15 protein-coding genes and 1 tRNA gene are annotated in these 14,431 nt (G+C 50.6%); 6 read left to right on the forward strand and 10 right to left on the reverse strand.

Features of this window, described 5'->3' with window-relative positions; genetic code table 11:
- Positions 1-127 precede the first annotated feature (127 nt).
- Positions 128-874: a bifunctional 2-polyprenyl-6-hydroxyphenol methylase/3-demethylubiquinol 3-O-methyltransferase UbiG gene (gene ubiG / locus F457_RS0102790; RefSeq protein ID WP_018979613.1), complete on the forward strand. Its 747-nt coding sequence runs from the start codon at positions 128-130 to the stop codon at positions 872-874.
- 48 nt (positions 875-922) lie between these two features.
- Here ubiG and F457_RS0102795 read toward each other — a convergent pair whose 3' ends face one another.
- From F457_RS0102795 to F457_RS0102825, 7 genes are all read right to left on the reverse strand, one after another.
- Positions 923-2,167 (reverse strand): lactonase family protein, encoded by a 1,245-nt coding sequence (locus tag F457_RS0102795; RefSeq protein ID WP_018979614.1) that lies wholly within the window; start codon positions 2,165-2,167, stop codon positions 923-925.
- 128 nt (positions 2,168-2,295) lie between these two features.
- A complete protein-coding gene (locus tag F457_RS0102800; protein WP_018979615.1) occupies positions 2,296-2,739 on the reverse strand; it encodes a DUF2147 domain-containing protein in 444 nt (147 codons plus the stop codon).
- A gap of 62 nt (positions 2,740-2,801) precedes the next feature.
- Positions 2,802-3,062, reverse strand: a complete 261-nt coding sequence (gene grxC / locus F457_RS0102805; protein WP_018979616.1) for a glutaredoxin 3 — start codon at positions 3,060-3,062, stop codon at positions 2,802-2,804.
- A gap of 11 nt (positions 3,063-3,073) precedes the next feature.
- Complete coding sequence (locus F457_RS0102810; RefSeq protein WP_026294126.1) at positions 3,074-3,832, reverse strand: double zinc ribbon domain-containing protein; 759 nt, start codon at positions 3,830-3,832, stop codon at positions 3,074-3,076.
- 15 nt (positions 3,833-3,847) lie between these two features.
- On the reverse strand, positions 3,848-5,257 hold the full coding sequence (gene pgmG / locus F457_RS0102815; RefSeq protein ID WP_018979618.1) for a phosphoglucomutase/phosphomannomutase PgmG: 1,410 nt from the start codon (positions 5,255-5,257) through the stop codon (positions 3,848-3,850).
- Positions 5,258-5,266: 9 nt separating this feature from the next.
- Positions 5,267-6,136, reverse strand: a complete 870-nt coding sequence (gene galU, locus F457_RS0102820; RefSeq protein WP_018979619.1) for a UTP--glucose-1-phosphate uridylyltransferase GalU — start codon at positions 6,134-6,136, stop codon at positions 5,267-5,269.
- Positions 6,137-6,377: 241 nt separating this feature from the next.
- Positions 6,378-6,464, reverse strand: a tRNA-Leu gene (locus F457_RS0102825).
- A gap of 88 nt (positions 6,465-6,552) precedes the next feature.
- Here F457_RS0102825 and lipB point away from each other — a divergent pair.
- Entirely contained in the window at positions 6,553-7,236 is a 684-nt protein-coding gene (gene lipB, locus F457_RS0102830; protein ID WP_018979620.1) for a lipoyl(octanoyl) transferase LipB, read from the forward strand.
- Here the strand turns inward: lipB and F457_RS0102835 are convergent.
- On the reverse strand, positions 7,211-7,855 hold the full coding sequence (locus tag F457_RS0102835; RefSeq protein ID WP_018979621.1) for a LolA family protein: 645 nt from the start codon (positions 7,853-7,855) through the stop codon (positions 7,211-7,213). The genes lipB and F457_RS0102835 overlap by 26 nt on opposite strands.
- Complete coding sequence (locus F457_RS0102840) at positions 7,852-8,202, reverse strand: BolA family protein (protein WP_018979622.1); 351 nt, start codon at positions 8,200-8,202, stop codon at positions 7,852-7,854. Before F457_RS0102840 ends, F457_RS0102835 begins: the two co-directional genes overlap by 4 nt.
- A 70-nt stretch (positions 8,203-8,272) precedes the next feature.
- On the opposite strand from F457_RS0102840, the gene F457_RS0102845 reads away from it, so the two are divergent.
- Genes F457_RS0102845 through F457_RS0102855 form a run of 3 tightly spaced genes read left to right on the forward strand, consistent with a single transcriptional unit; the run spans position 8,273 to position 11,701 of the window.
- Positions 8,273-8,875 (forward strand): J domain-containing protein, encoded by a 603-nt coding sequence (locus F457_RS0102845; RefSeq protein ID WP_018979623.1) that lies wholly within the window; start codon positions 8,273-8,275, stop codon positions 8,873-8,875.
- Positions 8,876-8,929: 54 nt separating this feature from the next.
- A complete protein-coding gene (locus tag F457_RS0102850; protein ID WP_051081280.1) occupies positions 8,930-9,886 on the forward strand; it encodes an AAA family ATPase in 957 nt (318 codons plus the stop codon).
- Positions 9,887-9,892: 6 nt separating this feature from the next.
- A complete protein-coding gene (locus tag F457_RS0102855) occupies positions 9,893-11,701 on the forward strand; it encodes a cobaltochelatase CobT-related protein (RefSeq protein WP_018979625.1) in 1,809 nt (602 codons plus the stop codon).
- Here the strand turns inward: F457_RS0102855 and F457_RS0102860 are convergent.
- Positions 11,670-13,109 (reverse strand): pyridoxal phosphate-dependent decarboxylase family protein, encoded by a 1,440-nt coding sequence (locus tag F457_RS0102860; protein WP_018979626.1) that lies wholly within the window; start codon positions 13,107-13,109, stop codon positions 11,670-11,672. The genes F457_RS0102855 and F457_RS0102860 overlap by 32 nt on opposite strands.
- On the opposite strand from F457_RS0102860, the gene F457_RS0102865 reads away from it, so the two are divergent.
- Positions 13,108-14,058 (forward strand): hypothetical protein, encoded by a 951-nt coding sequence (locus F457_RS0102865; protein WP_018979627.1) that lies wholly within the window; start codon positions 13,108-13,110, stop codon positions 14,056-14,058. The two genes, F457_RS0102860 and F457_RS0102865, sit on opposite strands and share 2 nt — an antisense overlap.
- The last annotated feature ends 373 nt before the right edge of the window (positions 14,059-14,431 follow it).

Raw genomic sequence — 14,431 nt, forward strand, 5'->3', positions numbered from 1 at the left:
TAGACCTTTGGCTCCGATAAATTTAGGCGAATAAGTACGCAAATACCCACTCCACATACCGTTCCCTCTCTTTCCCGTCCAGATGAAACGTGGCAGAAAACACATATTCTACGCATAAGGACTGACTATGACATCCGCTGAGCATTCCCCATCCAGTTCTTCAGTTGTGGATGAAGAAATTGATCATTTTAGTGCACTGGCCCAACAATGGTGGGATCCACGCGGCCCCATGGCGCCACTGCACGCAATGAATCCTCTTCGTACCTCATGGGTCAAAGACCATATTCCTCGTGCTTTCTTCCAAGCAGAAGCCCCCCCTTCCTTACTAGACATCGGCTGTGGAGCCGGACTAGCCAGCGAAAGCTTTGCAAAACTAGGGTTCAAAACATTAGGCGTCGATGCCAGCGCAGAGGCCATCTCAGCAGCTGAAGAGCATCAAAAAAAAGCTCCTCTCCCACATTCAGCGCAATCATTGACATATAAAGCAGGCAACGCTGAAGAACTCGTTGATCAGAAACATCAATTTGACGTTGTTTCAGCTCTCGAAGTTATTGAGCATGTGCGAGACCCACAAGCATTTCTACATTTGCTGGCAACTTTAACACGCCCAGGGGGCTACATCGCTCTCTCGACACTCAACAGGACGGTACGGTCATTCCTCATGGCAAAACTAGGAGCAGAATACCTCCTGCGCCTTTTACCTGTTGGCACGCATGATTGGAAAAAATTCATCCGCCCTGCCGATCTAGATGCTATGGCATCTCAAGCTGGGCTACGCCTTATTGCACTGAACGGCATGTCCTTCATTCCACCGCGTTGGCGCATCACACGAGACACAAGCGTTAATTATATCGCGTTATTTATAAAAGATTGAAAATAACTTTCCTTGTGAAAAAGGGGCTTTACAGCCCCCTTCTCCATATTACGCATCAGTGACCATAAAGGCAAAGGTGGTTGGGCTCCCCACCGGCGTGAATTTATGCACAAAACGTGGCTTCCCTGTATCACGATCAACACGAAAGGTTGTAACAACATCAGAACGCTGATTTGCACAGAATAAGAAGTTCCCACTCGGATCAAACATCATGGCACGTCCATAATCTGCATGCATCCAGACTTCATCCTGCAAGATCAGAGTTCCATCCTGCCCGACAGCAAAAACAGCCAACGAATCACCTAGACGGTTGGAAACGTAGATATATTTTCCGCTTTCAGAAATTAAAATTTCAGCCGCCAATGTCGATCCACGGAAGTGAGATGTCACCGTGCTCACGCTCTGGATAAACGTAATTTCACCTGTTTTAGGATCAAATTTAGAAACGACGACCTTAGAGTTCTGCTCACACAAATTATACAGCATGCGGCCGCTATGATCGAAAACAAAATGCCGCGGCGCTGAACCAGGTGTCATATTATAATATGGTTTCTTCGCTGGAATGAGCTTTCCGCGCTTCTCATCTAATGTCCATACATAGACGCGATCTAGCCCAGCATCGTCTGCTAAAACAAAACGACCACTTGGATCTGTCCCAATCATATGGGGATGTGCACTGGAGTGATCTGAAACAGCAAAATTACCTTGCGGATTATCTTCTGCCCTCTCAGGCTGGCGCGGCCCTGTATTATGCACAACATCCGTCGCTTCCCCTAGAGAGCCGTCATGTCGAATCGGAATAACCGAAACACAGCCCCCCACATAGTTCGCAACGAGCACATATTTCCCTGAAGGATGGATGCTTAAATGTGCCGGCACAGCGCCACCGGAGCCCACTGTATTAATCTTAGCCAAAGTTCCCGTGCGCGTATCAACAGCAAAAGCGGTAATACAACCATCACCTTCAGCGTTATAATCATTAATCTCACTAAGAGCGTATAAAAACTTTCGGTCTTTCGTAAGAGTAATAAAAGAAGGGCTTGGAATATCCATAAATGTCGTGATCAGAGTGAGCACACCCGTATCGCGCTCCATCTCGAACACTGCAATCCCTTCGCCATTGCCCGAAATACCTGGAGGCCCATGCTGGGTATAACCACCAACGAAACATAATGTTTTAGACTCACCCTCGCCTTCACGCGGAACTGCTGCACGAACAGGGCCTGCCAAAGCCGTTGCCCCTAGCCCTGCAAGGCCTAGAGAGAAATGACGCCGAGAAAGATGCTGAGACATAATATATATGCCCTCCTTGTGCCAAATGCCCGCTCTGAAACTCCCTTCAGACGGCGCTGTAAAATTTAGTTTACTCTGTTAAGTAATTTTGTTCCAGATGCACATAATGTTGCAGCATCAACCCAGCTTCATCCATGCTTCATGCGACATTTCTGGCCGATCGAAGCACCATGGTAACGGCTCCATGTCTGCGTCTGCCCAAACATAGGAATCCCCAGATAACCAAGCAGCTTCAGATGGCCACTCTTTGCCACCCAAAGACGCGCGTCATACGTACGCCCAGTATGTGGGTCTAGGATATGGCCATCCCACCGCCCATTATCGACAGGTTTCATGTCAGAAATGATTTGCAAACCACACTCAGAACGTCCCCAGACATCTTTCTCAGGCTCGGCTTCTGTATAATCCATCCCGACAAGCCAGCCACAAAGCCGATCTTTCCGGTCATCACACGGGCCGATCTGGAATATCCCATCTTTCTCTTTCACAAGCCATAATCCCTCTTCAGGACGTGACAGATGAGAAGCCGTCGAAGATGACTGTGATGGCTCAGCAGAAGCCTGAGAAGACATTCCTCCCAGGCCACAGACGACCAACATTATGAGGCCGCTATAGTGTAGAAAGCGTAACATGACTACGAGCGCTGCAATAGAAACTCTAGAGCACCACCATGGTCGAGTTGCATCAACTCGCGGCACCCACCAAGAGACTGATCATCCACAAAAATTTGTGGAACCGTTTGCCCTCCACCTGAACGCTTAATCGCTTCTTCACGCTCGGGTGTGCCTCGCGGTGCGTCGATCTCTTGAAATGGAACACCTTTCTGCTTCAACAACGCCACAGCTTGCACGCAAAATGGGCAACCCGCTTGTGTATAAATTTCAACCTTCGCCATACCAAAAATCCTCATGTTAAGACTGTATGTCCCGCACAAGCACGGGCAGCTACTATAATATCGACCTTTGAGCAGCCTATATCAAGTAAAGCCCGAGAGCAGGCTTCAGCTGTTGCTCCCGTTGTTAGAATATCATCAACGAGCACCACATGCTTACCTTTTAGACGTGCATGATAACATGGCTTAACGCCAAACATATTATGGAGTTCTTCTTTCCGTTCAGAGACTGGGAGATGCGCTAAAGAGCGTGTGTTTTGGCGCCGATACAGCCCATCGAACAGCACGTTAGCATGCTGTTTCTTCGCAAGATGAAAGGCCAAAAGGCCCGCTTGGTTGTAACGTCGTTTTCTGAGTTTTTTGATATGAAGAGGCACGGGAATCACAACAACCCCAGGCTGAAACAGCTCGCGTGCAGCCTCCTCCATAAAAGTCGCAAGAAAAGCCGCGTGCCCGGGACGATCTGAATACTTCAACGGGAAAATCAGGCGCCGTGCCATATCGTTATAGACAAAAGCAGCGCGCGCCTGCTGCCATAGCGGAGGATCTTGCTGACAGGCAGCACAAACCCCCTGCCCGTCATCCGTTACTTCATAAACTGACAAAGGCTCACCACATCGTTGGCAACACGGCGCTACGATAAGATGGAGTGCACTAAAGCAGGAGGCGCATAAGCAACCTCCCGCTTGGATAGATTGACCACAAGCTAGGCAGGTCGGTGGGCATACAAAATCCACCACCAACCGCCATATAGAAGAGCCCCAGCGGGACACGTGCTTCAGCCAGCCTTAATGACCTGAAGCAGCAGCATCAAAGTTTGGTGCTTCAAGCCCGGAGGCTTTCAACTGCGCTGTAAACGCTGCTTTGAGGCGGTCTAGGCCCTCGTGCGAGCGTGCTTCAATACGCCCCACCAAAACCGCTTGCGTATTGGAGGCTCTCAGCAGCCACCAGCCATCATCTGTTTGCACCCGAACACCATCAATAGCGGACACATTCGCGCCTTCCTGCTCCAGACGCTTAGCAACCTCAGAGATAACCTCAAACTTACGTGTGTCATCACAAGGGAAGCGCAGCTCGGGCGTATTCACCATCACTGGAAGAGCACTCCGCCACGCCGCTAGAGTTTCCGGCAAACGCGCTACAATACCCAAGACGCGAATAGCGCCATAGAGCGCATCGTCGAAGCCATACCATTTATCTGCAAAGAAAATATGACCCGACATTTCCCCAGCCAACGGTGAGGCTGTTTCTGCCATTTTGCTTTTAATCAGAGAATGACCTGTGCGCCACATAAGTGGCTTACCACCAGCCTTAGCAACCTCATCAAAGAGAACCTGACTAGCCTTCACGTCTGCAATAATGGTTTCACCAGGACGCTTTTTCAGCACATCACGCGCAAGAAGCACGAGAATCTGATCCCCCCACAGAATGTTGCCTTCGCCATCCACAACACCAACGCGATCTGCATCGCCATCAAAAGCGACCCCAACATCCGCCTTTTGGCGACGGACTTCCGCAATCAAATCGGCTAGATTAGCTTCAACGGTTGGGTCAGGATGGTGATTAGGGAATGTGCCGTCAATCTCTGGATAGAGAACCGTGTGCTCTCCGGGTAAATGCTTAACAAGACGCGTAAGCACGTCACCAGCTGCCGAGTTCCCATTATCCCAAACAACTTTTAGAGGCTTTTCACCGTCGTAATCTTGTAGAAGACGCGTGATATAGCTTTCCGACGGATCAACCGTCTCAACCTGCCCAGCGGCTTCCTCCACAACATCGCCTGCTTCCGCAAAGCCACCTAGCTGCTTGATTTGCTTACCAAAAAATGGCTTGCCATGCAGCATCATCTTAAAGCCATTATGGTCAGGTGGATTATGGCTCCCCGTGACCATAATCGCCCCATCAGCTTTACGCGTTACAGACGTATAGTACAGCATTGGGGTCGGCCCTAAGCCTACGCGCAGCACCGTGATGCCAGAAGCGACCAGCCCTTTCACTAAGGCCTGCTCTAAATCAGGTGATGACACGCGTCCATCATAGCCAACAGCAACAACTTGCCCACCTGAACGCCGAACAATACTGCCAAAAGTGCGCCCAAGAGCATAGGCGTCGTCATTATGAAGACTTTTGCCGACAATCCCGCGGATATCATACTCACGCAGGTTAGATGGCTCAAAATGATGCTTAAAAGATGTCATGATAAAGTCTCAGATATATTTTTTAAGGAAAGCCCGCACAGCATCACCTAAATCGGGGCGATCAACCCCCATAGCGATCTGCGCTTCTAAGAAACCAAGCTTGTCACCGCAATCGAAACGCGTGCCTTCATAGCGCAAACCATGGAAAGGCTGTTTGCCGATCAACTCAGCCATCGCATCTGTCAGCTGAACTTCGCCTCCAACGCCAGATTTATGCTCTGAAAGCGGTTTGAGCACGTCAGCCGTCAAAATATAACGACCAATAATGGCAAGGTTTGACGGCGCTTCCGAAGGTTTAGGTTTTTCAACCAACCCTTCTACGTCAACGATACGCCCATCATCAGCACCCGTTTTCAACACACCATAACGATCTGTTCGGTCTGCCGGCACCTCATTAACCGCAACAACATTGCCACCTGTTTGATTATAGACATCAGCCAGCTGAGCGACGCAACTGCGACCACTTTTTACAATGTCGTCTGGCAGTAAGATTGCAAAAGGATCATCCCCTATGAAGCTGCGTGCACACCAAATAGCGTGGCCCAACCCAAGCGGTTTCTGCTGACGCACAGCAACAAGAGAACCAGCCGGCACACTACTTGCTTCCAGAGCAGCCATGGAGGCAATCTTCCCACGGCTACGCAGCGTATCTTCAAGCTCATACGCAACGTCAAAATAATCAATAAGATTATCTTTTCCGCGCGCTGTCACAAGACAGAATTCCTCAATGCCTGCAGCGCGCGCCTCATCAATAGCGTATTGGATGAGAGGTTTGTCCACAACGGGCAGCATTTCTTTCGGCATTGCTTTCGTCGCAGGTAAAAAACGCGTCCCAAGCCCCGCCACAGGAAGAACTGCTTTACGCAATGGCTTAATCATACCCTCTCCTTAATCCTTATGCCCCTACAATACAGTCATTACATCAAAAAGGGGCGCCAGCTCTTATGTAAACCCAGATAGCTTACATTTCCAGACTGACCTTATGAGGGGACAAAAAAGGAAAAATGGGTCAAAACTATGAAGGAAATAGGGCTTTCTCGCAGCTATATTGAAAAATATTTTTCAATATACTCAATTATCATATTATACGAGAAAACAATGTTCCGTTTTATCGAAACATTGGTGCGGCCGAGAAGACTCGAACTTCCACGGGGTTATCCCCCACAAGCACCTCAAGCTTGCGCGTCTACCATTCCGCCACGGCCGCTCCGTAGCTAGACAATCAAGCGGATAATTTCGCGTGACCGTCTCGGTGAAAACGCCTATAGCCCATCATTAGAAGAAGGGCAATAACTATGACGCATATTTCTAAAGAAATTCTATGGGAGCACGATTCCTCTCTTCGTGCTTACCCCGATGCATTAGCACGCATGCAAACGCTTACCCAGGACATTCGCAGCGGAAAATCCCCCGAACATATCTGGTTAACCGAACATCCCCCACTTTATACGGCCGGCACCTCTGCTAAAGAAGAAGACCTCCTCAATCCGCAACATTACCCAACATATGATGCAGGGCGAGGCGGCCAGTGGACCTATCACGGCCCCGGACAACGGCTCGCTTACGTTATGTTGGACCTAACACGCCCTCATGGTCTTATCCCGCCACGAGATCTTCGTGCTTACGTGAAGGGGTTGGAGCAATGGCTCATCAATACGCTTGCCCTTCTAGATGTAGACGCTTTCACCCGTGAAGGACGTATCGGCGTATGGTGTATAGACCCCACGACTGGGCAAGAAGCAAAAATTGCCGCTTTAGGCATTCGCATTAGCCGTTGGGTTAGTTGGCACGGCATCTCATTGAATGTCGCGCCTAACCTTGATGATTTTTCAGGTATTATTCCCTGCGGCATTCGCGAATATGGGGTAACAAGTCTTCAGCGTTTCCACCCACATATGACCATGCACGACGCTGACCAAGCCCTTCGTGCAAGTTGGGAAGGCGTTTTCGGCACTACTGCGCTGATGAGGACGGACTAACCACATCGTTAGGTTCTGACAGCTCTTCCTTCACATTGAACAAGGACAAGCCAAAATGATGTCCATGAGCATCAACACCCTGAAGACCGATAAGGGAAAGACGCCCGTGGAGGTCTGAAAACTGCATCGTTAACAACCCTTGGGAGGGATTATCCGCCTCAGCCAGCGAAATTTGAAGCGAGTCACTCCCATGTATCACATTCGTTACTTGAATCCCGTCATTGAAGCGCAAGGGATGACGCAGCAAATACCCCAACGGATTACGCTTTAATGAGATTTTCGTCACAGATCCATTGGACGGATCCTTCAATGTCAGTCGTTCATTACGCGCAACCAGCGTCATCCCTTGAGGAAGCGCATAATCCATCTTCAAAACACGGGTGTTATAGGTGAACTGGCCATCACCCTGCTGTTGCCCTGGCCCTTCTTGAGCAAAATCTGCTCTAAGAGAGGCAATACTATTGAGGTAATCCTCTATGCGACGAACGGCCTCCTGCTGGTCACTCGGAAGATGGGCATACCCACTTGTCGCACAACCAGAGATCCCCAATGGAACGGCACTCAAAACACCCACATAAAATAATGCACTCCACCAGCGCCGTTTCGCCGCATGTTTCATGCCTCTTTACTCCCCTTCAAGGTCAATGAAAGAGCATGAAGGCCATGCTCAAACTCATCAGAAAGAATCTCATTCACAAGTCGATGCCGTGCAAGTGGGCGTAACGAATCGAATCGTTCACTCACGATCTCCATCGTATAGTGCGTTTGCCCAACTTGCTGCGGCCCACGAGCATTTCTCTGAGCAGACCGAGTATGAGCATGATGCTGATGGCGCTTACTTTCATCACGAATGATAAGCTTTGAAGGCGCCAATGCATCCTCCAAAAGGGCTGTCATCCGTTCTTTTCGATCAGACAAACCTGCCTCATCTGTGATGTGAGTAGAAGGAGTATCAGTCGGCTTCATGGGCAAAATCTCTCTTTAAACGCGACTCAATGCTTGCATCTCGGGGGACGCTTTCCCCATATCATCCCTCATGCAGCGCAGAACGTCCAAAACACGAGCCTTTGATCCTGATCCAGATGCACCAAACCAAAGCTGTGATCATCCCGACTGTGACCAGCCGGCCGGATATCGTGCGCCACGCGGTCGGGACAATCTTCGCAGCTATTACTGGTTTTGTCTCCAGCATGTACGCCAATATAATGCAAATTGGGATTATTATCGCGGAATGACACCGGGACAGATTGAAAATCATCTACGAGCTGACACGTCGTGGCAACGTCCCTCTTGGAAGCTAGGCGCCATGACAGGAAGCGCTCGATCCTCTTTTACCGTGGATGATCTTCAAGACCCGCTGGATATTCTCAATGCCCGGCGCACCCATCCCACGCAGGAATCCCCACCGCGCCAACAGGCCCCAGAAGCACTCCGCCAACCTTTGGCCTTGCTTGATCTTGGGTGGCCTACAACATTAGAGGACGTAAAAACACGATACAGGGCACTCGCCCGACGTTATCATCCCGACGCGAACAAGGATGACCCCCGCGCTGAAGAGCGCTTTAAGACCATTGCTTCAGCTTATGCGACGTTGCGATCACATTTTACATCTGCCGAGAACGTTGCCACAGCTGAGTAAGTTTTGTTCACATGATGTGACCTCTTATGCAGGAGCCCTGACATGACACTCTCAATGACCCATTCTTTAACTGAGACTCTGCCACCGACTCCTGACACGCTGCGTCCAGCGCGTGAGGTTTTTGGGCTTGATATTGATATTGATGTGCCGGTTTGGTCTAAGCGTACAGATCAAGTGCCCGAGATCGACCCGGCCTATTGCTTTGATTATGATACGACGCGCGCTATTTTAGCGGGCTTTATCTACAATAAACGCGTTATGGTTCAAGGGTTTCACGGCACAGGAAAATCATCTCATATTGACCAGATTGCAGCCCGCCTGAATTGGCCCTGCGTGCGCATTAATCTCGATAGTCATATTTCTCGTATCGACTTGATCGGTAAAGATGCGATCACCCTGCGTGATGGTCAGCAGGTCACTGAATTCCGTGAGGGGCTCCTCCCTTGGTGTTTGCAAAACCCCTGCGCGCTTATTTTCGATGAATATGATGCGGGGCGCCCTGATGTCATGTTCGTTATCCAACGTGTTCTCGAAGCACATGGTGCTCTTACGCTGCTTGACCAAAATCGCGTCATTCACCCCCATCCCTCTTTCCGCCTGTTTTCAACCGCTAATACGGTCGGACTTGGCGATACAACAGGGCTGTATCACGGCACGCAGCAAATCAATCAGGGGCAGATGGATCGCTGGAACATCGTCGCGACATTGAACTATCTCCCTGCTGAACAAGAGGCACGCATCGTGCAGTCACGTATGGGAGACCAGTTTGACCCTGCCCTTATTCAAAGTATGGTCGCTCTCGCAAATTTAAGCCGTGTTGGCTTCATGAATGGCGATATCTCAACGGTTATTTCGCCCCGTACGGTCATTTCTTGGGCTGAAAATGTCACCATCTTCCATGATGTCGCTTTCGCTTTCCGCCTGAGCTTCCTCAATAAATGCGATGAAGCTGAACGTGAGACAGTCGCTGAATATTATCAGCGTTGCTTCAACACTTCTCCTTTGGGGTGACCACCGATGTCCAGCCAGCATGAGCCTTTCCGTAAAGCGACTTTTGCCACCCTGCGTGCCCTGAGCGGAGCCCAGGAGGGCGGCGAAAAACCAGATTTTTCCGCCCTTAATAATGATGAGCTCTCGCCCCAAGCACAAACCATCATTCGCAGTGACGTCGATGCAAAAGCCCTCTACCAGCGCTATCATAATCCAGAGCTAGCGCCTGCTATTGCAGACCGTGAAGCACAGCGCGTCTTTGACGCTGTGGAACATGCGCGCTGTGAGGTCTACGGGGCGCGTCATATGGCTGGTGTTAGAGCCAATCTTCTGGATCGTCTTACACGCCATTGCACAGCCTTGCGCGTTGATGACATGACGAAGCGTGAGGACATGCCAGCTCCTCTGGCCTTAGAGCTGCTCACGCGGCAAACTCTGGATCCGACAACATACGCATCCTTGGATCACAATGCCGCCCTGCAACAGTGGCGCCAATCGCTTAGCCCGCAAGCTCAGCAGGCCCTGAAAGACATGGCGCACCAACAGGGTGACCAGAAAGAATTTTCTCAGGCTAGTCAGCATTTTATCGAAGCTTGCGGTTTGCACCATACAACCGCTGAGCAACAAGAGAACGTGCAACCGCCGACAGGCGATAACGCGAACCCCGACCCACAAAAAGAAGAATCCCCTTCTCCTGAAGGGGACGAAGAGGGAGAAGAAGGCGCTACGGACGAAGAAAGCGGTGAGCTCTCGCAGGAAGGCTCCCAAGGTGGCATGTCTGAGAACCCTGATTCTGACGAGATGGAAGCCCTTCCAACGTCTGACGATCAAGGGGAAGAAGAAGCGGCTGGCCCCTCCTCTTCTCCCACGTCCTCAGAAGGGTCAGAGCACGAAGAGCCCTACCACGTATTCACGCAAGAATTTGATGAAGAAATCTATGCGTCAGATCTCTGTGACCCTGAAGAGCTTGAAGTCTTACGTGACACGCTTGATGAACAGCTTGAACAAACACAAGAGTTCGTCTCTCGTCTGGCGCACCGTTTGCAACGGCGCCTCATGGCCCAACAGCAGCGCCATTGGTTCTTTGACCAAGAAGAGGGTATCTTAGACTCTGCCCGCCTGCCTCGTATCATTAGCAACCCGGCCCTGCCCCTCTCTTACAAGCGTGAGGGAGACACTGAGTTCCGTGATACGGTTGTTACGCTTCTCGTTGACAATTCCGGCTCTATGCGCGGCCGTCCTATCGCCACCGCTGCGATCTGTGGGGATATTCTTGCTCGCACACTTGAGCGTTGCGGCGTTAAGGTGGAAGTTCTCGGTTTCACCACCCGTACCTGGAAAGGAGGGCAAAGCCGCGTTAAATGGCTGCAAGAAGATCGTCCCCCACAGCCAGGACGGCTCAATGATTTACGCCACATCATCTATAAGTCAGCTGATATGCCGTGGCGGCGGGCCCGGCGCAATATTGGCTTAATGTTGCGCGAAGGTCTGCTTAAAGAAAATATTGATGGCGAAGCGCTCCTATGGGCATGGAAGCGCCTCAAACATCGGCCAGAACATCGACGTATTTTGATGGTCATCTCCGATGGTGCTCCTGTTGATGACAGCACATCAACGGCCAATAGCCCAGACTATCTAGATCAGCATCTACACCGCGTCATCGCTCAGCTTGAAAGTGACAAAAGCGCGGAACTCCTCGCCATCGGTATTGGCCATGATGTGACACGCTATTATCAAGACAGTGTCACGATCGGTTCAGCCGAGGATCTGGGCGATACGATGGTGTCCCAACTCACCACCCTGCTCAGCTCTTATGCTCATGCACGCCGGCGTTGAGACGCTTTGTTGCAAGGGCGATCACGGCATCGAGCATTTGATCCACGTCCTGTGTCTCTGTCCGGTGGTTCACAATCGCAGCACGGATAGCAAGTTGACCGTTTATCCGTGTTGTGGAAGGGGCGGCAATCCCTGTTTCATGAAGGTCTTTCACAAGTTCTGAAAGCGCGTCATCACTTAATGCATCAACGGTGAAACAAACGATATTCAGCGTTACAGGAGCAAGCAACGTCACGCCATCTGTACGGTCTATCTGTTGAGCTAAATGCCGCGCTACTGCACAGCTTTTGTCCACAACCTGTCCCATACGGTCAGCCCCGTAATGGCTTAGGGTCATCCATACCTTAAGCGCACGAAACCCACGGGAGAGGTCTGGCCCAAAGTCACAAAACCATGGAGCATTGCCAGCAAGACCACGGTCTTCTCGCACGAGATAATCCAATGATTGTGCGAAAGCCGCCGCATGACGCTTCCCATCACGCACCAACACACATCCTGCATCGTAGGGCACTTGCGCCCATTTATGGAAGTCAAACGCCACGCTATCAGCGCGTTCAATTCCCTTTAACAGCGGCGCATAATGTGGGGACAAACACGCTAAAGCCCCAAAAGCCCCATCGACATGGAACCAAAGCTGCTCCTCTTGTGCGACATCTGCTAAGTGGTCAAGCGGGTCAACAGCACCACAATCCACAGTGCCCGCTGTCCCGGCTATCATAAAAGGCTCTAATCCCGCCGCGCGATCACGCTTAATCTGTTCTCGCAGCGCCGCAACATTGACGCGATGAGCGCCATCAGTCGGGATTTTTCGCAATGCATCACTGCCTAATCCCGCAATATCAAAAGCGCGCGGCAAGCAGCCATGTGCACTTTCTGGCGCGTACCCAACAAGAGCATGATGCCGCACACCTTGTTGACGCAATGCGGGTTGATAGGTGCGGCTTGCCGTAATCACGGCAATAAAATTCGCCATTGAGGATCCTGTTACAAGACAGCCCGACCCTGTTTCCACCGGCAAACCAACCATTTCTCGCGCCCAGCGTAACACTTCTCGCTCGACTTCAATGGCGGCATGATCACGCCCTCCGCAATTCGCGTTCAAGCCTCCTGCCAGCATTTCAGCCAGCATCCCAATGGGCGTGCCCGCTCCATGCACCCATCCCATAAAACGTGGATGACGATTCCCGTTATCATAAGGCACGATAAGCTCTTGGAAGCACTCATAAATTTCTGGAAGAGAACACCCATCATGAGGTAGGCTTTGCCGCAATTCTTCACGTGCCTTGTGAGGCATAGGGGTCCAGACCGGTTGCTGATGACGATGTTCAATCTGAGTAAACATGTCATCAAGCATCTGATGACCCAAAGCACGTAATGCTGACCAGTTTTCAGGATCCAACCCAGCCATGACCCATACCTCTCTTTTCTCTTATCCTGATGCTTCATTGCCAGAAGCGCAGCGCGGCGTCACGAAAAGGATGATGTCACGGCTTTCATATATGGTAGGGGCGTTGTCCTGTGTCGGTATGTTTGGGGTGCTCTCTCCTCTTGCCTCTGCAAAGACACTCCCACCGCTTTCTGAGGCATGCTTTACCTATACGCCTGGTCATGCAAAAGACGGCTCACACACGCTCGCCAGCACAGACTTTCGTGCAGTCCTCCCGGGCACAGGCCTGTCACTGCGCATTGCGAGCACACAACTTACAGACCATAGCCACCACCTTGATGCATCCGCGCTGGAACGTATTAATGCTGCAGCCGCTTATGCCGCATTAAGTGCGCTTAACCACGGGGTTAGCGACGCTTGCCAGGGCATGCCTATCCCTGAAACAGACGAAGTAAAAGGCGCAACCCCAGAAGCCCACTGGTCCATCGCAACGCTTTCTAGAACGGGGAAAACAGATATTACAGTTAAGAATATCCATCTCTCTGTTTTAACAACCTCGCCCGGCATTCATGTTAAATTTGATGCAATTGGCCTGCCAACGGATCATCCCCTATTGCCAAGTAAAGGCTCCGGCGACCTTACATTCTACCCAGCTGCTACACCTCCCTATCATGTTGATCTTCATAGTCTCAGAAATACAATTGGTAAGAGTGAGATTGAGGGTAAAGGAACGTTATGGGTCGCCCCAGGCGTGCAGAACCTCAAAGGTACGCTGCATCTCTCCATTAGCCATATTGGCGCTCTTATCCAACGTGTTAGCACAGTCGCCCCTGTTAGCGTCACGGCAGGACTGTCTGTCGCCCGTATGATGAGCAATACGGAAGGAGCAGATATGAGCGGTTGGGATATTCAACTGAATGACGGCAAAGCAGTCGTCAACGGAATCTCTATTCCACTGCCTAAGCATTAACGCTGTTTATTGCGAAAAGGCGTCATATATGAGCCATAACCAAGAGACTCACTCAAATTCGAGCATATATGGCGCTTTTTTCATTTTTAGAAGAAGAATATCGCATAGGCCCGTCCTCCGGCATTGTAGGATTGCTGGGGAGCTTGTCACGTAATCTCTGGACAAATCGAATACCAGCCGCCCTCGGCACATGAGAACAATGGGAAGAAACTGTTAGCCTCACCTTGAGTAAAAATGCACCCTCTTTTAAGAACGATAGCAATAAAAATGCGTGACCTATTGAAAGAGGGTTTATCGACTTCCCAATATTAATGCGTGACCTATTGAAAGAGGGTTTATCGACTTCCCAATATTAAGGAAGAGTAAGCACTTT

Source organism: Saccharibacter floricola DSM 15669, assembly GCF_000378165.1.
In the GTDB taxonomy this organism is placed as follows: Bacteria; Pseudomonadota; Alphaproteobacteria; order Acetobacterales; family Acetobacteraceae; genus Saccharibacter; species Saccharibacter floricola.

What these genes read in the sequence shown, in the direction of transcription:
- F457_RS0102835 (WP_018979621.1), bottom strand. Translation starts at nt 7,855, where the DNA reads ATGAAACATGCGGCGAAACGGCGCTGGTGGAGTGCATTATTTTATGTG.
- F457_RS0102845 (WP_018979623.1), top strand. Translation starts at nt 8,273, where the DNA reads ATGCAGCGCAGAACGTCCAAAACACGAGCCTTTGATCCTGATCCAGAT.
- F457_RS0102850 (WP_051081280.1), top strand. Translation starts at nt 8,930, where the DNA reads ATGACCCATTCTTTAACTGAGACTCTGCCACCGACTCCTGACACGCTG.
- lipB (WP_018979620.1), top strand. Translation starts at nt 6,553, where the DNA reads ATGACGCATATTTCTAAAGAAATTCTATGGGAGCACGATTCCTCTCTT.
- F457_RS0102855 (WP_018979625.1), top strand. Translation starts at nt 9,893, where the DNA reads ATGTCCAGCCAGCATGAGCCTTTCCGTAAAGCGACTTTTGCCACCCTG.
- F457_RS0102860 (WP_018979626.1), bottom strand. Translation starts at nt 13,109, where the DNA reads ATGGCTGGGTTGGATCCTGAAAACTGGTCAGCATTACGTGCTTTGGGT.
- F457_RS0102865 (WP_018979627.1), top strand. Translation starts at nt 13,108, where the DNA reads ATGACCCATACCTCTCTTTTCTCTTATCCTGATGCTTCATTGCCAGAA.
- pgmG (WP_018979618.1), bottom strand. Translation starts at nt 5,257, where the DNA reads ATGACATCTTTTAAGCATCATTTTGAGCCATCTAACCTGCGTGAGTAT.
- galU (WP_018979619.1), bottom strand. Translation starts at nt 6,136, where the DNA reads ATGATTAAGCCATTGCGTAAAGCAGTTCTTCCTGTGGCGGGGCTTGGG.
- F457_RS0102795 (WP_018979614.1), bottom strand. Translation starts at nt 2,167, where the DNA reads ATGTCTCAGCATCTTTCTCGGCGTCATTTCTCTCTAGGCCTTGCAGGG.
- F457_RS0102800 (WP_018979615.1), bottom strand. Translation starts at nt 2,739, where the DNA reads ATGTCTTCTCAGGCTTCTGCTGAGCCATCACAGTCATCTTCGACGGCT.
- F457_RS0102840 (WP_018979622.1), bottom strand. Translation starts at nt 8,202, where the DNA reads ATGAAGCCGACTGATACTCCTTCTACTCACATCACAGATGAGGCAGGT.
- grxC (WP_018979616.1), bottom strand. Translation starts at nt 3,062, where the DNA reads ATGGCGAAGGTTGAAATTTATACACAAGCGGGTTGCCCATTTTGCGTG.
- ubiG (WP_018979613.1), top strand. Translation starts at nt 128, where the DNA reads ATGACATCCGCTGAGCATTCCCCATCCAGTTCTTCAGTTGTGGATGAA.